The 16,148-nt window shown below is 61.8% G+C and carries 18 protein-coding genes; 14 read left to right on the top strand and 4 right to left on the bottom strand.

Going from position 1 to position 16,148, the window contains the following annotated elements; all coding sequences use genetic code 11:
• Window positions 1-106 precede the first annotated feature (106 nt).
• The gene (locus tag AB8810_RS02285) at window positions 107-1,414 is read left to right on the top strand and encodes a PstS family phosphate ABC transporter substrate-binding protein (RefSeq protein WP_369915450.1); all 1,308 of its coding nucleotides are present in this window, start codon (window positions 107-109) and stop codon (window positions 1,412-1,414) included.
• A 211-nt stretch (window positions 1,415-1,625) separates the two neighbouring features.
• Here the strand turns inward: AB8810_RS02285 and AB8810_RS02280 are convergent, their stop codons facing one another.
• The 3 genes from AB8810_RS02280 to AB8810_RS02270 form a co-directional block, all read right to left on the bottom strand.
• Window positions 1,626-1,814 carry a hypothetical protein gene (locus AB8810_RS02280; RefSeq protein WP_369915449.1) on the bottom strand — a complete coding sequence of 63 codons (189 nt, stop codon included), beginning with the start codon at window positions 1,812-1,814 and terminating at the stop codon, window positions 1,626-1,628.
• Between the two features lie 137 nt (window positions 1,815-1,951).
• The gene (locus AB8810_RS02275; protein ID WP_369915448.1) at window positions 1,952-3,133 is read right to left on the bottom strand and encodes a glutathionylspermidine synthase family protein; all 1,182 of its coding nucleotides are present in this window, start codon (window positions 3,131-3,133) and stop codon (window positions 1,952-1,954) included.
• Window positions 3,134-3,173: 40 nt separating this feature from the next.
• On the bottom strand, window positions 3,174-3,716 hold the full coding sequence (locus AB8810_RS02270) for a DUF1190 domain-containing protein (protein ID WP_191825863.1): 543 nt from the start codon (window positions 3,714-3,716) through the stop codon (window positions 3,174-3,176).
• A 260-nt stretch (window positions 3,717-3,976) separates the two neighbouring features.
• On the opposite strand from AB8810_RS02270, the gene ilvD reads away from it, so the two are divergent.
• The gene (gene ilvD, locus AB8810_RS02265) at window positions 3,977-5,815 is read left to right on the top strand and encodes a dihydroxy-acid dehydratase (protein ID WP_369915447.1); all 1,839 of its coding nucleotides are present in this window, start codon (window positions 3,977-3,979) and stop codon (window positions 5,813-5,815) included.
• Between the two features lie 130 nt (window positions 5,816-5,945).
• Here ilvD and AB8810_RS02260 read toward each other — a convergent pair whose 3' ends face one another.
• Window positions 5,946-6,959, bottom strand: coding sequence for an integron integrase (locus AB8810_RS02260; protein ID WP_369915446.1), 1,014 nt, complete (start codon window positions 6,957-6,959; stop codon window positions 5,946-5,948).
• A gap of 252 nt (window positions 6,960-7,211) precedes the next feature.
• Here AB8810_RS02260 and AB8810_RS02255 point away from each other — a divergent pair, with 252 nt between their 5' ends.
• The 12 genes from AB8810_RS02255 (at window position 7,212) to AB8810_RS02200 (ending at window position 15,829) form a co-directional block, all read left to right on the top strand.
• A complete protein-coding gene (locus tag AB8810_RS02255; protein ID WP_369915445.1) occupies window positions 7,212-7,610 on the top strand; it encodes a hypothetical protein in 399 nt (132 codons plus the stop codon).
• An 838-nt stretch (window positions 7,611-8,448) separates the two neighbouring features.
• Entirely contained in the window at window positions 8,449-8,742 is a 294-nt protein-coding gene (locus AB8810_RS02250) for a hypothetical protein (protein WP_369915444.1), read from the top strand.
• Window positions 8,743-9,991: 1,249 nt separating this feature from the next.
• Window positions 9,992-10,447 (top strand): hypothetical protein, encoded by a 456-nt coding sequence (locus AB8810_RS02245; protein WP_369915443.1) that lies wholly within the window; start codon window positions 9,992-9,994, stop codon window positions 10,445-10,447.
• 57 nt (window positions 10,448-10,504) lie between these two features.
• Window positions 10,505-10,846, top strand: coding sequence for a hypothetical protein (locus AB8810_RS02240; protein WP_369915442.1), 342 nt, complete (start codon window positions 10,505-10,507; stop codon window positions 10,844-10,846).
• 399 nt (window positions 10,847-11,245) lie between these two features.
• Window positions 11,246-11,566 (top strand): hypothetical protein, encoded by a 321-nt coding sequence (locus tag AB8810_RS02235; RefSeq protein WP_369915441.1) that lies wholly within the window; start codon window positions 11,246-11,248, stop codon window positions 11,564-11,566.
• A 117-nt stretch (window positions 11,567-11,683) separates the two neighbouring features.
• A complete protein-coding gene (locus AB8810_RS02230) occupies window positions 11,684-12,136 on the top strand; it encodes a hypothetical protein (protein WP_369915440.1) in 453 nt (150 codons plus the stop codon).
• A gap of 64 nt (window positions 12,137-12,200) precedes the next feature.
• Entirely contained in the window at window positions 12,201-12,770 is a 570-nt protein-coding gene (locus AB8810_RS02225) for a hypothetical protein (protein WP_369915439.1), read from the top strand.
• 16 nt (window positions 12,771-12,786) lie between these two features.
• On the top strand, window positions 12,787-13,182 hold the full coding sequence (locus AB8810_RS02220) for a hypothetical protein (RefSeq protein ID WP_206257386.1): 396 nt from the start codon (window positions 12,787-12,789) through the stop codon (window positions 13,180-13,182).
• Window positions 13,183-13,252: 70 nt separating this feature from the next.
• Complete coding sequence (locus tag AB8810_RS02215) at window positions 13,253-13,627, top strand: hypothetical protein (RefSeq protein WP_369915438.1); 375 nt, start codon at window positions 13,253-13,255, stop codon at window positions 13,625-13,627.
• 77 nt (window positions 13,628-13,704) lie between these two features.
• Entirely contained in the window at window positions 13,705-14,238 is a 534-nt protein-coding gene (locus AB8810_RS02210) for a hypothetical protein (RefSeq protein ID WP_369915437.1), read from the top strand.
• 113 nt (window positions 14,239-14,351) lie between these two features.
• Window positions 14,352-14,708, top strand: coding sequence for a hypothetical protein (locus AB8810_RS02205; protein WP_369915436.1), 357 nt, complete (start codon window positions 14,352-14,354; stop codon window positions 14,706-14,708).
• 395 nt (window positions 14,709-15,103) lie between these two features.
• Window positions 15,104-15,829: a hypothetical protein gene (locus tag AB8810_RS02200; RefSeq protein WP_369915435.1), complete on the top strand. Its 726-nt coding sequence runs from the start codon at window positions 15,104-15,106 to the stop codon at window positions 15,827-15,829.
• The last annotated feature ends 319 nt before the right edge of the window (window positions 15,830-16,148 follow it).

Here is a 16,148-nt window from a genome sequence, read left to right as displayed (position 1 = left end):
CTGCCCAGCGCAACCTTTCTCTGCGCCAGTCCATGGCGCCAGCACGCTACAGGTAAAGAATTCCCCCGGATCCATTCCGTCGTTTTCTCACCAAGGAGAGAGGCAAGTGCTTAATCTTAATTCCCCCCGCGTCAGCGCGATCGCCATTGCGATCGCGACCCTGTCCACCGGCTCGGCCATGGCCGCCGAAAACCTCTACGGCGGCGGCGCCACCTTTCCGGCGCAGCCGTATGTCGGCAACACCTATACCGGCGTGACCCCGAACGCGCGCCTGTCGACCAATGCCGGCAACACCGCCGGTAGCGGCTTCACCACCGCGACCCTGGGCACCGGTTCGGTGTTCCTGACCTACAGCAACAGCAGCACCAACAAGGTGTCGTATTGCCAGACCGGCAGCGGCTTCGGCAAGAACACCGTCGCCGGCAGCACCGCCGCCAACCAGGCCTGCCAGGACTTCAGCGTGTCGCCGCTGGGCCTCAGCGGCGCCGCTGCCGCCCCGGACTTCATCGGCACCGACGCGCCGTACAGCACCGCCGACTACAACGCGTTCCTGGGTGGCGGCAACGCCGCCAGCCGCGTCGGCATCGTCCAGGTCCCGACCCTGGCCGGCGCCATCGCGCTGCCGCAGAGCACCCCGACCGTCAGCTTCAACCTGAGCGCCGCCCAGGTCTGCCAGATCTACTCCGGCCTGGTCAGCGACTGGAGCAGCGTGTCCGGCAGCGGCACCACCGGTCCGATCAAGATCGTCTACCGCACCGACGGCAGCGGCACCACCTTCGCCTTCACCAGCTACCTGGCGCGCACCTGCAACGGCACCAGCAACGTGCCGTCGGGCTTCGTGTTCAGCCCGAACCAGACCTTCAACTCGGCCCTGCCGGGCGGCACCAGCGGCGTGTACGGCTCGCGCGCGATCGGCGCTAGCGGCAACAACGGCGTGGTGACCTCGGTGCGCGTCACCAACAGCAACGCGCTGGGCTATGCCGACGTCGGCGAAGTGCTGCTGCAGTCGGCGCGCTACGTGACCGTGGCCGGCTTCGATCCGAAGAACTTCGGCAAGGATTCCAGCGGCAACCCGGCGCCGGTGACCCTGGCGGCGTCGGCGCTGCTGAGCGGCCGCGTGCTCGACGGTGCGACCGTCAACGCCGTGCCGGGCAGCGGCACCACCGCGGTGAAGAACTGCGTGCGCCTGGTGAACCCGACCACCGCCATCACCAATGCCTACCCGATCGCGGCGATCACCTACCTGGCCGGCTTCACCAGCGGCAACGGCAGCGCCGCGCACGTGCAGGCGGTCAAGGACCTGTTCAACATCTTCTACAACACCAGCACGCGCCCGGCCCTGCCGGACGGCTTCGCCTACCTGGGCGGCGTCACCGCCTCGGCGCAGAACACCGTCAACACCTGCGTGCAGTAACGGCAACGCTTCGAGCCAGAATGGCTTGCGACCGGCGGGCAGCGATGCCCGCCGGTTTATTGTTTCTTGGGCGCTGCAATCGGTGCAGCGATGGGGACGCGGCGATGCGCGCCGTCTTCCCGCATCCCGCGGCCTTGGCATGCAGCCGAACATCGCCGCAGGCCTGGCCGGGCGAGACCGGCAACCTGCAACGCCACTGCGCCGAAGGGCGCTATGCCGAAGCCGGCGGCTCCTCCTGATCGCGCAGTACCTCTTCCAGCACCTGGATCGCGCCATCGATCCGCGTCAGCGTCTGCTGCAGATCGCACCTGCGCGCATCCAGCTGCTGCAGCTGCGCATCGCCCGCACGGCGCTCGTCCTTCAACTGCTGCAACCGTTGCGCGATCGAATGGCGATCCATGGCGTGGCACCTGCGTGGGTGGGATCGCTACAGTAAACCAGCCGCCCCGGCTCCTGCACGGCAGCGGCAACGGCGCACAATCGCCATCGCCATGCCTGGATCATCCGGCACGGGCGGACAACCGACCTCACGCCGGCTCAGGCATACAGCACGCCCGGCCGCCCCGCTTCAACGATCGCATGCGGCACGAAGCGCGCGCTGTCGCGGGTGATCGGGCCGTCGTCCTCGCGGATGCCGATGCCGCACGCGCTATCGCCGACGATCCAGCTGCCGACCATCGGATAGCGACCATCGAACGCCGGCAGCGGATGCGCCTGCTGGACGATGCACGGCCCGCCATAGGGACCGTCGCTCTGCAGCATGCGGCCGTCGGCCAGATGCAGGGCGATATTGGCGCCTTCGCGCGAATGCAGCGGCTTGCGCACCCAGCCCGGCGGCAGCGCGGCGCCGTCGTCGAACGCGGCCGGCAGCAGGTTGGGATGGCCGCGATGGCGCGACCACAGCAGCGGCAGGATGCCCTTGTTGCTCAGCACCGCCTTCCACGGCGGCTCCAGCAGGCGCAGGCCCGATCCCGGCAGGGCCTGGCCGAAGCGCTCGGCGAACAGGTCTTCCAGCGGATACAGCTTGAACAAGGTGCCGATCACCACGTCGTTCAGATCCGTATAGCGCCCGTCCTCGGAAAGGCCGATGTCCTCGATCGCGATCGCCTCGCCGAACAGCCCGGCCTGCGCCGCACAGTCGCGCAGGTACGCGACCGTGCCCTGGTCCTCCTCCGAATCGCGCACCGCGGCGAAGGACAGCGGCGGCGGCAACTGCGCCGCCAGTTCGGCGAAGCGCTCCACCAGCGTCTCGTGGATCGAATTGAACTGGTCGGCGTCGTGCGCCAGCCGCCCCTGCGCCCGCTGGTCTTCCAGCCACTGCCACTGGAAGAACGACGACTCGAACAGCGAGGTCGGCGTGTCGTAGTTCAGTTCGTACAGCTTGGCCGGGCCGGTGCCGTCGTAGGCCAGGTCCAGGCGCCCGTACAGGTGCGGATCGCGGCGCCGCCAGCTCTCGGCGATCCAGTCGCGGAACGCCGGCGGAATCGCCAGGCGCTGCATCAACTCCTCGCTGGCGACGATCTCGTCCACCAGCCCCATCGCCATCTGGTGCAGCTCGGCGCTGGGATCCTCCAGGTCGCGTTCGATCTGGCGCAGGGTGAACGCGTAGTACGCGCGTTCGTCCCAGTAGCGTTCGCCGCCGATGGTGTGGAAACGGAAGCCGCACTCGGCGGCCTGCGCGCGCCAGTCGCCGCGTTCGACGATCGCGATGCGTTGCATGTGCTTGCCTTGGTTGATGCGGCGTAGGGAGGCGCGGCGGTCAGCCGCCGACGCTGCCGCGCGCGCCGCTGGAGCTGCCGAAACCGCCGCGGCTCACCGTGACCGCCCGGTTCGGCGTGGCGCCGATATGGGTCATGGTCTGGTTGCCGCGCAGGCTGGTGGCGGCGGCCGCGCCGGCCCCGGCGGCCGCGGGCCGCTGCCACTGGCTCTGCCGGTCCTGATAGGCGGGCGCGGCGTTGAAGCCGGCCATGCGATTGCCGTTGAGCATCTGCGACAGGAAGAAGCCGGTCATCAGCGGGCCGATGAACGAATGTCCCTGGCTGTCGCGCTGCTCCACGCAGCGCTCGGCCGAATACTCCTGCGCGCACTGCTCGCGGTTGGCGTACTTGGGCCCCTGGTCCGCCGACTGCTGCTGCGCCTGCTTGAACGCCTCGCGGCAGGTGGTGATGTCGTGGGTCTGCGCCGCACAGGCTTCCACCGAGGTGTACAGCCCCTCCTGGCGCTTGGCTTCGGGCGCGCAGGCGGTGAACAGCAGCGGCGCACTGCCCATCAGCAACAGCGCGGCCTTCTTGGATCGCTTCATCGGTTCCCTCCCGGAGCACAGACCCCGATGATGCCTGGTTCCGGCCAGGGACGGAAATCGCCGGCACCGCGGCGCCCGCCGGGCGCCATGCGCATCGCGCCGGTTCATCGCCGGCAAGGGCAGCCGCGCAGGCCGCGTGATAACGTGGCGAATGGCCCTGTGCGCGGCGCAAAAGGTTGCGAATGCAACCCTTTACCGCCCTCGCCGGGCCGCCCGCTTCCGCCAGCATTCCGCCCGCCTTCCGACCGTACGACGCCCCCATGCCCGACTATCGCTCCAAGACCTCCACCCACGGCCGCAACATGGCCGGCGCGCGCGCGCTGTGGCGCGCCACCGGCATGCAGGACGCCGACTTCCACAAGCCGATCATCGCCATCGCCAACTCCTTCACCCAGTTCGTGCCCGGCCACGTGCACCTGAAGGATCTCGGCCAGCTGGTCGCGCGCGAGATCGAGCGCGTCGGCGGCGTGGCCAAGGAATTCGACACCATCGCCGTGGACGACGGCATCGCCATGGGCCACGACGGCATGCTGTATTCGCTGCCCAGCCGCGAGATCATCGCCGACTCGGTGGAATACATGGTCAACGCGCACTGCGCCGACGCGCTGGTGTGCATCTCCAACTGCGACAAGATCACCCCCGGCATGCTGATGGCCGCGCTGCGCCTGAACATCCCCACGGTGTTCGTGTCCGGCGGGCCGATGGAAGCGGGCAAGACCAAACTCGCCGACCACAACCTGGACCTGATCGACGCGATGGTGATCGCCGCCGACCCCAACGCCTCCGATGAAAAGGTCGCCGCGTTCGAGCGCAGCGCCTGCCCCACCTGCGGCTCGTGCTCGGGCATGTTCACCGCCAACTCGATGAACTGCCTGACCGAAGCGCTGGGCCTGGCCCTGCCCGGCAACGGCACCGTGGTCGCCACCCACGCCGACCGCGAGCAGCTGTTCCTGAAGGCCGGACGCACCGCGGTCGAGCTATGCCACCGCTGGTATGGCGCCGAAGATCCGACCGCCCTGCCGCGCGGCATCGCCACCTTTGAAGCGTTCGAGAACGCGATGACCCTGGACATCGCGATGGGCGGCTCCACCAACACCATCCTGCACCTGCTCGCCGCCGCGCAGGAAGGCGAAGTGCCGTTCACCCTGCGCGACATCGACCGCCTGTCGCGGCACGTGCCACAGCTGTGCAAGGTCGCGCCGAACATCCAGAAGTACCACATCGAGGATGTGCACCGTGCCGGCGGCATCGTCGCCATCCTCGGCGAACTGGCGCGCGGCGGCCTGCTGCATACCGACCAGGCCACCGTGCACAGCCGCACCCTCGCCGACGCCATCGCGCAGTGGGACATCACCCAGACCGACGCCGACGCCGTGCACACGTTCTACAAGGCCGGCCCGGCCGGCATCCCGACCCAGGTCGCCTTCAGCCAGGCCACGCGCTGGCCGACGCTGGACGCCGACCGCGCAGCGGGCTGCATCCGCGATGTCGCCCATGCCTACTCGCAGGAAGGCGGGCTGGCGGTGCTGTACGGCAACATCGCGCTCGACGGCTGCGTGGTCAAGACCGCCGGTGTGGACGAATCGATCCACGTGTTCGAAGGCAACGCCAAGGTGTTCGAGAGCCAGGATTCGGCGGTCAAGGGCATCCTCGCCGACGAAGTGAAGGCCGGCGACGTGGTGGTGATCCGCTACGAAGGCCCCAAGGGCGGCCCCGGCATGCAGGAGATGCTCTACCCCACCTCGTACCTGAAGTCCAAGGGCTTGGGCAAGCAATGCGCCCTGCTCACCGACGGCCGCTTCTCCGGCGGCACCTCCGGCCTGTCGATCGGCCACGCCTCGCCGGAAGCGGCGGCCGGCGGCGCCATCGGCCTGGTCCGCGACGGCGATAGGATCCTGATCGACATCCCCAACCGCAGCATCAACCTGCTGGTCGACGACGCCGAACTCGCCGCCCGCCGCGCCGCGCAGGACGCACAGGGCTGGAAGCCGGTGGAAGTGCGCCCGCGCAAGGTCACCACCGCGCTGAAGGCGTATGCGCTGTTGGCGACCAGCGCCGACAAGGGCGCGGTGCGCGACAAGGCGATGTTGGACGGTTGAGGCGTTGCCATGAAGACCGTGGGTTCCCACGGTCTTCATGGCATCCCGGGATTGCACTGTGGGAGGGACTTCAGTCCCGACGCGTGACCACAAAAGCCCACAGCTGGGTTGCTTTTTTCTGACGCCAGCGTCATCCACCGCCGACACCCAGCCCATCCAGCGGGTTGCGCACCGCCGAGGCCCCGCGCCCCAGCACATGAGTGTAGATCTGCGTGGTGGCCACATCCTTGTGGCCCAGCAGCTCCTGCACGGTGCGGATATCGTGGCCGGCTTCCAGCAGATGCGTGGCAAACGAATGCCGCAGCGTGTGGCAGGTCGCCGGCTTGGCGATGCCTGCACGGCGCCGTGCCGCCTGCACGGCGCGCTGCAGCGTTTCCTCCGACACGTGATGCCGGCCCACTCGGTCACTGCGCGGATCCACCGATCGGCGCGCGGCAGGGAACAGATACTGCCAGCCGGACTCGACATCGGCATTGGGATACTTGCGCGCCAGCGCATGTGGCAGGAACACCCTTCCCGCCCCGTCGGCGAGATCCGCGGCGTGCAGCAGCAGCGCCCGCTCGCGTTGCTGCATCAACTCCCCGCGCAGGCTGCGCGGCAGCGGCACCCGCCGATCCTTGCCGCCTTTGCCGTCGCGCACCACGATCTCGCCGCGAACCATGTCCACATCCTTGATCCGCAACCGCAGGCATTCCAGCAACCGCATCCCGCTGCCGTACAGCAGCCCCGCCATCAGCCGACAAGACCCCTCGAGCATCGTCAGCAAGCGCGCGACCTCCTCCGCCGAGAGCACCACCGGAATCCGCCGCGGCCACTTGGCGCGCACCAGATTCTCCATCCAGGGCAGTTCCACGTCCAGAACATCACGATAGAAGAACAACAGCGCCGCCAGCGTCTGATTCTGCGTTCCGGCCGAGACCTGCCCCCGGGTCGCCAGATCGGTCAGGAACGCTTCGACCTCGGCCTGCCCCATCTGCGCCGGATGCCGCTTGCCGTTGGCCAGGATGAAGCGCCGTATCCAGCCCACATACGCTTGCTCGGTGCGCAGGCTGTAATGCCGAAGCCGCAGCCGACCACGGACCCGATCCAGCAGCTGGGGCGCCAGGCGCGTCGTTACGCCTGCATCGTCACGGGTGTAACTCATACGCCTGCTCAAACGTCGGATAACGCAACCAGCATCGACGCCAAGACCGCCGGTTGCCATCCGGCAAGTCATTGTTACGAAGTAGGAATTCCCCTCTTCCCAGACTTCTGGCATTAGTCGATACTTGGCGCAACACCGCTTTTAGGCGGTCCAATAGTAGTTAGGCCTCACGAAATGTCATCTCGCCCTCTTAAGAACCCATACCCATCGCCTGAACTTTGGGAGTTCCGACACAAATGGTTTTCCTATGAGATGGGTCAAGCACTAGGTAGTGGAGATCTTGTCGGGGTTTCAACTAAGCAGACTCGAGTCCTAGAGCTTGAACTTGAAACGGTTTTCTGTGCGGGCGCGTGGCTAGCCACAATTGTTCTTGCCTGCGCAGCAGCCGAAGTCTATGTGGCCGGCCAAGATGCGAAAAAAGAGGCAAAATTTCTAGGCCCATATGGACTTAGAGAGGAGTGGATATGGCTGCAAAGCAGAAGGAACGAGATCGTTCATTCAACAGCTAGATCCCCCACTGACATTGCTGGCATGTCCTATGAGCAAACCCACATGGAGAATGAAGCAAAGCGCGCAGTGGCTGCTGCGCTCAAAATTCTCTTGCTGGGCACAAGAGTGAAGTTGGATACTTCCATTGAGCGAGATGCCTAACAATTCATTCAAGCCGAACCCGCATCGGGCTCGCTAACTTCGGGTCGTTCTAGGCACTATCGGCTTCGGTGCCAATCCATGGCGGGTCGACTTAATTCAGGCGTTAGGCCCCGATCCAACACTCATGCACATACTGATCCGAAAACTTGGTAAGCCGCGGAGTTTCTTGGTATTTGCGGCTGCCTGCCTCGCTGGCCTGCTACTCGGCAGCCTATGTGTCCTTTTTTACTTCGCCGGGCTGGAAGCCGCAGGGCGCGCGGGCGTTTGGGTCGTTGTTGCTTGCTGGGCTACTGCGGCTTTTTCATGCCTCAGTTATTTTTTCGGTCAGCTCTCCGGCCGCTACCGCAATTTGCAGGGCAAGGGTTGGTCGGAGCTACCGTGGTAGTGTTGGGACCTAACAATTCATTCAGGCCGAACCCGCTTCGCGGGTCGGCTTAATTCAGGCGTTAGGCCCCATATGAGTTATTTCGCTTACGACAGGATGGGAAGCACCGTCACCTCGCCAGATGAGGCGGCAATGTCCTTGCTCCTGAGCTCCTTGGCTGCTTCGGACTCCGAACACCCTGACGTTTCGCTTAGTCATGAGTCCGGATGGTGTTTGAGCGTGTTCGGGAGCGGCCTCGTCATCTTTGAGAACGTTGAGATCGGCGAAGGCCCCTGGCACATGCAGCTTCCTTCGCCGCAGCACTCGCTCAATCTTTGGCAGCTGCTTTCAAGCGGACAAATTGCGGCTATCCAGTCGCACCCCTGGGTACCTGGGTATGGGGCCTAACAATTCATTCAAGCCGAACCCGCTTCGCGGGTCGGCTTAATTCAGGCGTTAGGCAGCAGACCAAACATGCCGCACTTCAAAGTCATCATCAATGGTCGTGGAATTGAGCTGCCGTTTGAGGGTGAGCCGGCTGTCGGCTTTTTTACCACCAGAAAAGTTCATGCTGCCGATCTGCCAAGCGCCGAATCTTTAGCAAAAAGCCTAGTTTTATCCGAGTGGCGCCCGGGCGGCACTTATGCGCAAGCCAATCTAGGTTCAGTGCCAGTGCTTTCGGTTGACCAGTCATTTCAAGTGGGTTGGTTCACCGGCACTTTTGGGCGCAACCCTTCGGGCTACGCCTTCTACCGCCATGAGGGTTAGACTGCTGCCTAACAATTCATTCAAGCCGAGCCCACATCAGGGCAGCGCCTAAGTGCGCGCCTTCGGCTATATTTGCACTCAGTCGCCGCCCTGATGCGGGCCGGCTTAATTCAGGCGTTAGGCATGCTTATGACACTGCTCGCGGCCACGGTTTTCACAGCAGCACTCGCTAGCTCAAGCGGCTCGGCAGAAGGGCCATGCGTGGTTCAGTTCGCGAATGGAAGCGCACACAGCAGCATCGCGCAGCACTTCGCGGTCGCCTTTGAGCAAGAGGTACGGGGTCATAGTTTCCTCCGCTTGGCGCGAGCCTCTGGCGACTTTGACATCGAGTTCTATCTCGTCGGCGCTCCGGCGAACGATATTCGGTCGTACCCTCCCAACGATCGGTTCCGGGTTTTCTACGTCTTAAAGTATCGGGACGATAAATTTGACTCGGCAGCCGTACTAAACTGCTCGGGACGGGGCGAAGAGTGCGCGGCCTCAGCTGCAAGAAGACTTGCAGAGACTTGCGCACGCATGCCTAACAAGTCATTCAAGCCGATGCCGCTTCGCGGCACCGCTTAATTCTGGTGTTAGGCACTATGTCGCACTCGTCTAGCCGGAAAGCAGTCCTCGACTCTTCTCGATCCTTGGCCCATCGAGCGTCCCACGCACGGTCCTGTGCCAATCACGTTGCTGCTCGTCTTGGATTGAGCCGGGAACAACTCATCGCACATATCACTGAGCTGACCGGCATTGATCTCAACCTCCCTGCGTCAGAGCAGGAACTCCTTCGTGCCTTTGAGCACATGGAGTCTCTGTCAGCAGAGGGCGTTGCCATCCGGTTTCGGCTGGCCTAGTGTTGTGGCCTAACAACTCAATCAAGCCGAACTGGCTTCGCCAGTCGGCTTATCTCGGGCGTTAGGCCGTGGTGGAGCAACAGCATCGGTGCTCGCATCTTCGACCAGTTCACTGGCGCGCACGCGGTCGGCTCCGGACAGGGGTTCTCACCGTAACTGGCATCGGACAGTCCGCCGCCTCGTCATTTCGTGTCACTGCCGCGCGGCACTCATTGCGCCTGGCTTCGGAGCCAACAGGCCCCGTGGCATTGCGGTGCAAGGTTCATCCCGCAAGCTGTGGCACACTCGGCTCAGGCGGGCAGTGCCGGGGAGCACGGTTGCGGTCTCAACCGTTTCGGCCACTCACTGCCTAACAACTCATTCAAGCCGACGTTGCTTCGCAACGCGGCTTAATTCAGGCGTTAGGCCCCATGACTGACCTTCTAGCGACCGACAAAGAGCTCTATCGAGAGGGCGCGAGTCACGCGCTCGCCGGCTACCAAATGATCGAGGAGTTGCTAAAGACCTATATTGGCAACTACTTCGGGATCGTCAGAAGCTTAGTACAAGACAAGATCTATTTCGGTTTCCGGAAGCAGGATTACAAGCAAGCGCCGCTCGGCCGTCTTCTGCAAACATTTGACAAGATTTGTGCGGACAAGGAGCTTGTGGCGGCGCTTCGGGCGGAGGTCCCGCACCGCGACCACATCGCACATCAGTCGCTGCTTGTCCTGTTTGCCAAGTCTCAGCCAACTCCGGAAGACTTCAGCAAGCTTCTAGAAGATCTCACCGTGCGAAACAGTGCTATCCAGGCCGTCATGCTCCAGCTACACGCGGCACACAAGTCACTGATCACGCCCTATTCCAGTAGCAAGGATAGGGCTTAACAATTCGTCCAAGCCGACGCCGCTTCGCGGCGCGGCTTAACTCAGGTGCTAAGCCCCATGATCTTTGCTGTAGCAACCGACGAGAACACGCTTTTCGTATTCGCCACCATCGCGGAGGCAATCGCATACTGCGAGGGTATCGACGTGGAGGATGGTGGCTGGATCTTCTGGGATGACGTTGGCGACGCTCTGAGCGCAGAGTTCCTCACTCCAAATCATCCTAGTAGGTTCGCTGTTGGTGGGGGCACTTATCGGCTGACCCAAGCTACTGACAAGCCCACGCTGACGGAGTCTATTGCCGCCATCCGTCACATCGATGGCAACCCACACTTCGCAACTCTTTCTGCAGTTCAGGAGCATCTTGCAACTGCTGTCCAGGTGTCCCAGCATGGGGCCTAACAATTCATTCAAGCCGAACCCGCTTCGCGGGTCAGCTTAATTCAGGCGTTAGGCTGTGGTGCAGCAATAGCATCGGGGCTCGCATCTTCGACCAGTTCACTGGCGCGCACGCGGTCGGCTCCGGACAGGGGTTCTCACCGTAACTGGCATCGGACAGTCCACCGCCTCGTCATTTCGTGTCACTGCCGCGCGGCACTCATTGCGCCTGGCTTCGGAGCCAACAGGCCCCGTGGCATTGCGGCGCAAGCTTCATCCCGCAAGCTGTGGCACACTCGGCTCAGGCGGGCAGTGCTGGGGAGCACGGTTGCGGTCTCAACCGTTTCGGCCACTCACTGCCTAACAACTCATTCAAGCCGACGTTGCTTCGCAACGCGGCTTAATTCAGGCGTTAGGTGCCACATGACCGATTTCGTTGCCGAGCTAGTAGCGTTCAGCGCAGACGTGAGGCGCCAGGTCTACGCTAGATTGTGGTTTGAGCTCACTATTGCGGCGCGAGACATTTGGAGCTATGACAATTACAGCGATACCCAGAAATTGGAGGGGATAAAGTGGATCAACGAGATCCAGCATCGGGTCTGGCACGGCTACATGGAGTCGCCCGGCTACTCCCCAGAACATCTACTAGGCCGGATAAAAAGTCATGTTCAAAAAGCTGAGCATATCCGCTCCTGCGTTGGTACTGCTCTCCGACGTGCAATCAACAGCACGGCTGACACCTAACAATTCATTCAAGCCGAACCCGCAGCAGGGCGGCGCCCAAGTGCACGTCTTCGGCTATATTCGCACTCAGTCGCCGCCCTGCCGCGGGTCGGCTTAATTCACGCGTTAGACCCCTTCATGCGCCGCAAGGTGATCCAACATTTTGCAAACATGCTTCCTCAGAGATTCCTGGATCTTCCCGAGGGGCTGGATCTAGCGGTCTTGGCGAGGGAGAAGAATGGCGTAGTGGAGTTTGATTTTCTGCAAGGAACTGCCTCAATTGATGGCCTCTCCAAGCCAGAGATGCGCACCGGTGCTAGCTATCGAGAGTGGCTCTTAAAAGAGTCGGAGGCGCATAACATTCCCGCGGACGCACTGCTGCATGCATCGATGAATGTCGCATTCGAGGTCACAGGAATCGAGGTCAAGGAGTCCTATGGTCATGTCTTTCATAGCGCACATTTCAGCTTTGAGTGCACGAGTGAGCTACGTACTGATGAAAGGTCTTACATCTGCCGATCCTCAGGTGCCAAGGCATGGGGTTACGGTCACTACTGGAAGGAGTTGTATGGCGCGGGGCCAGTGGCCTAACCAATCATTCAAGCCGACGCCTTCGGCGCGGCTTAACTCAGGTGTTAGCCTTCCGAGACAAATCATGCGTAAGCTTCTGGCAGTCGCAGCACTATTTCCGGCCTTCGCTGTGGCGTCTATGCCGCCGGACAGCATCAACGACCTTTTCGCTGGCACGTGCATGAAGCACTTCTACTCGCAGGACTCTCTGCGGAAAGCCATGAGCGACATAGGCGCTCCGGAGGCTCCAGTAGAGAAGGCGGAGTTCTTCCTCGCCGGCAAGCCAGGCAAGGCGTGGTTCGTTGTAGCGCCCTCCACCGCATATGTGGTCGCGCTCAGAGATGACTCTGTCTGCGCAGTTTTCGCTCAGCGCGCCAACGCTGATCAAGCTCATTCAGGCTTCTCGAACATGGTTGGCACGGCCCCGGAACCGCTCGTGGCCACGGCACAGGGCGCAACCGCGCTTGGCCCCCAAGCCCCGCAGACTCGCACAACAGCCTACTCGTGGTCGCGATCAGAAGACAAAGATCAGCTTTTGTTTGTCCTTACCACCTCGGACAGCGCTGACGCCACTGCTCAGGCAATGGTTTCAATGTCACTGGTCGGCAAGGCTAACAATTCGTTCAAGGCGATGCCGCTTCGCGGTACGCCTTAACTCAGACGTTAGGCGCATGAAGACACTCCTAGAACCTGTTGGGTCCGAGATCGAGTGGCATGGGGGCTCGGACGTTACCGAGATCACCAACACCAGTTCCGGCTTACGCATTGTTGTAGCCGCACCAAAAGGCATTGACCGCTATCTTGAGATCCACTTTCCCTTCGTCCGGGCATTCCAGGTCATGGATGAGGGAGATATGCTTGAGTATTGGCAGACTCCTCTCACTACGGGTAATGCTCTTTACAAGGTCGCGTCTGGCGGCTGGCGAGAGCGCGCCGCAGGCCAGTTCCTACACGTGACTGCGTCGCTAGACGCCATGCAAGAGTGGCTCGTAGTCTCAGAGGGCCTATGTGTTTCTGTTATTTCAGCGTATGTGCCGCATGTCCGGGAGTTCGGTGACGCGGCCTAACGATTCATTCAAGTCGAAGTCGCTTCACGGCTCGGCTTAATTCGGGCGTTAGGCCCCACAAGAAGCTTCAGTGTTCATCCGATTCGCCACTCTTGCTACTGATTCGGATTCAGGTCGCTCTGGTGGAGTGCTCGTTGCCGCGCATACACTTCGCGATGATGGCGACCTCTCTGTTCAAGAGCATGAGACGCTCCGCACGGCGTTGGCTTGGTTCAATGACCACCTGCCCGTACCAGCTGCACTGGCGGACCCCGAACATCGGCGCGCCATTTCTTGGTTCAAGCCGGCGGCGGACGAGGCAATCCGACGGATGTGGCAGCTAAAGAACCTGCTGGACCTGCATGGACACCACGTCAATGTGTTGCGGACGTCAGACCCGGGTACAGTTGTGTATCAGGACGACTGGCAGGTTATCGCCAAGCCATACAGGGGGCAGCGCTTCTAGTTCCTCGGGGTGGTGCCTAACAATTCATTCAAGCCGAACCCGCTTCGCGGGTCAGCTTAATTCAGGCGTTAGGCAGGATGGACAGATCTTGGCTATGGGCGGCAAAGAAGCTTGAGTTCCGGGATCCCAAGCCATTTTTGGTGAATCTTCGGAACTTTGAGCACGCGGTCGCAGCGTCTGACACTCCAGACCGAATCAAGAACCTTCGGACCAACGGACTCAAAGCCTGGCGGGAGGCTAGAGATGCGGCTCTGTTCTGCTACGGCATGAGCCAACGGGTCGGTCAAACCGTCTACTTCGCTCCCGCCGAGTCTCAAGACTACGATTTTGCTGCGTCATGGGTTGTCGGTTCTGAGCAGCACTTGGCACCAGTACAGCTCAAAGAGGTTGTGCCAAAACATCTCAACGCTAATGCTTCATTGGAGAAAGTCCTTGCGTCTCTCACCAAGTACGTCGATTCAAGCGAACTGACGGTCGCCGTTAAGCTCAACCAGCAAGGCCGGTTTCAGCCCAGTGAGTTGGCCCCACCTCAAGCCAATATCGCCGCCCTGTGGGTCTTTGGTGCCGCCACAGTAGACCAATCGGAGTGGCCTTGTGGGGCAACTTCTTAGAGCAGCCGGAGGGCCTAGCCTTCCGCTACCCTGCCTAACAATTCATTCAAGCCGACGCCGCTTCGCGGCGCGACTTAGCTCAGCTTTAGGCGCCGCACTTGAGTGATTGCAGCATGAGCGACGAAAGCGAACAGCGACCAGTCCCGAATCATTGGCGGCAGACATTTCGGGAAGTCGTGGCTGCCTTCGTAGCTGCCGACTATCATTTTGGAGAAATTCCAGGAGTCGAGCCGGTCTCAACTGAGACAGCAACTCAGATCCAACGCTACATCTGCGACTATGGCGCTACATTGACGGCCCTGCCGGACGAGACTTGGGAGTCTTCCGTTTGCATCTGGACCGGTAGCCACTGGGACACGCTTATTGACCTGTGGACCCAAGAAGAGGGCCGGAGCGATCTAGTGCTCCATGCCCACGTAACCGACGCTCCTGTCTTCTCGGTTAAAGTTCATCTGGTCTATGTACCGTAATCGGGCGGCGCCTAGCAATTCATTCAAGCCGAGCCCACATCAGTGGCGGTGCCCAAGTGTATGCCTTCGGCTATATTCGCACTCAGTCGCCGCCCCGCTGCGGGCCGGCTTAATTCAGGCATCGGGCCGCAATGGCAGCAATCAAGGTCGTAGGCGCCGTCGAAGCATCGTCAGATGCTCAACGACTAGCATGCATCTATCAAACATGGGATGGTTTAAAGATGGTGGAGTTTCCATCACCGGCACGTTAGGTTCTGCTCAAGCACTGGCCGCCAGCTATCCCGGCATAGCGGCATAACAATTCATTCAAGCCGAACCCGCTCCGCGGCGGGGCTTGACTCTAGGCTTCGGCTTCAAATCGATATAACCTGCATCGCGCCCTACCAAGGCCAATCATGAGCGACCTCAGTGCAGCATCAACGATAGAAAGGTTTGCGATGAAGACCATTGCTCTCTCCTTGCTTGTTGCAGTTTTTGGCTTGGCTCATGCAGCTCAGGCGCAACCTTCCACGCCGGATCTCTCGACGATTGCCGACGGCAAGTCGTGGAAGGTGTTTCATGCAAACGTCGAGCCCACCGAGAAGGATGGGAGCACTGCGGTGCGCCTAATCGCCAAAGGGGACCCACCCATTGGAATCGTGGGTTTGGCGCTTCCGCGCGGGTTGACCTTCTCGACCGGGACGATTGAGGTCGACTTGAAGGGCAAGAACGTCAAGCAGAGAAGCTTTCTCGGCGTAGCGTTCAACGTCATCGACGAGAAGACCTTCGAGGCCGTGTATTTTCGGCCGTTCAACTTCAACGCCGAAGCGCCCATTCGCAACCGCTCGGTACAGTACATAGCGTGGCCGGAAAACACCTGGGAGCATCTGAGGAAACGCGCACCGGGTCAGTTCGAGAAGGCAGTGAACCCGGTCCCGGATCCGGACGCCTGGTTTCACGCCAAGATTGAGGTGACCGCCAGCCAGGTGCGCGTATTCGTGAATCACGCAAAGGAGCCGAGCCTGGTCGTCGCCAGGCTGTCGAGCGGTGGTACCGAACGCCCCGTTGGACTTTTCGTCGATTCAGATGACGGCCAATACGCCAACCTGCAAGTCGCGCCGCTCAGACCTCTACACCCGTAGGCTTTGCATCGGCGGCCACGCTGATGCCTGACCCTTCGGTCAAGCGGGGCGCCAATGGCAAGTCAGCAAGCTCGGTCTGGCGGAACGCGGTACGTTCTTCGCAGACCTGGGTTTGGCGTCCTGCCATCGTCGCCCGTTTACCTCGCTTGTGCATTACACCCAAAAGACGGCCACGCCACGTTGAGTGCCTGGGCCTGGTCGCTTAGGCGTTGAACAAGCATCTTTCGGACTTGGCGGTCCATGGCTGCTCGGATCGTCAGCGCCCTTGACGTCAGTAGCATCAAGCCATGGCGCGTGCGGCGTTGCGGATGCTGCCTAA

Source organism: Xanthomonas sp. NCPPB 3005 (assembly GCF_041228095.2).
GTDB classification, from domain to species: Bacteria; Pseudomonadota; Gammaproteobacteria; order Xanthomonadales; family Xanthomonadaceae; genus Xanthomonas_A; species Xanthomonas_A bonasiae.
This window is presented reverse-complemented; position numbering and strand designations above follow the sequence as displayed.

Coding starts and splice junctions, on each gene's coding strand:
- AB8810_RS02280 (WP_369915449.1), bottom strand. CDS start 1,814: ATGGATCGCCATTCGATCGCGCAACGGTTGCAGCAGTTGAAGGACGAG.
- AB8810_RS02275 (WP_369915448.1), bottom strand. CDS start 3,133: ATGCAACGCATCGCGATCGTCGAACGCGGCGACTGGCGCGCGCAGGCC.
- AB8810_RS02270 (WP_191825863.1), bottom strand. CDS start 3,716: ATGAAGCGATCCAAGAAGGCCGCGCTGTTGCTGATGGGCAGTGCGCCG.
- ilvD (WP_369915447.1), top strand. CDS start 3,977: ATGCCCGACTATCGCTCCAAGACCTCCACCCACGGCCGCAACATGGCC.
- AB8810_RS02260 (WP_369915446.1), bottom strand. CDS start 6,959: ATGAGTTACACCCGTGACGATGCAGGCGTAACGACGCGCCTGGCGCCC.
- AB8810_RS02255 (WP_369915445.1), top strand. CDS start 7,212: ATGGGTCAAGCACTAGGTAGTGGAGATCTTGTCGGGGTTTCAACTAAG.
- AB8810_RS02250 (WP_369915444.1), top strand. CDS start 8,449: ATGCCGCACTTCAAAGTCATCATCAATGGTCGTGGAATTGAGCTGCCG.
- AB8810_RS02245 (WP_369915443.1), top strand. CDS start 9,992: ATGACTGACCTTCTAGCGACCGACAAAGAGCTCTATCGAGAGGGCGCG.
- AB8810_RS02240 (WP_369915442.1), top strand. CDS start 10,505: ATGATCTTTGCTGTAGCAACCGACGAGAACACGCTTTTCGTATTCGCC.
- AB8810_RS02235 (WP_369915441.1), top strand. CDS start 11,246: ATGACCGATTTCGTTGCCGAGCTAGTAGCGTTCAGCGCAGACGTGAGG.
- AB8810_RS02230 (WP_369915440.1), top strand. CDS start 11,684: ATGCGCCGCAAGGTGATCCAACATTTTGCAAACATGCTTCCTCAGAGA.
- AB8810_RS02225 (WP_369915439.1), top strand. CDS start 12,201: ATGCGTAAGCTTCTGGCAGTCGCAGCACTATTTCCGGCCTTCGCTGTG.
- AB8810_RS02220 (WP_206257386.1), top strand. CDS start 12,787: ATGAAGACACTCCTAGAACCTGTTGGGTCCGAGATCGAGTGGCATGGG.
- AB8810_RS02210 (WP_369915437.1), top strand. CDS start 13,705: ATGGACAGATCTTGGCTATGGGCGGCAAAGAAGCTTGAGTTCCGGGAT.
- AB8810_RS02205 (WP_369915436.1), top strand. CDS start 14,352: ATGAGCGACGAAAGCGAACAGCGACCAGTCCCGAATCATTGGCGGCAG.
- AB8810_RS02200 (WP_369915435.1), top strand. CDS start 15,104: ATGAGCGACCTCAGTGCAGCATCAACGATAGAAAGGTTTGCGATGAAG.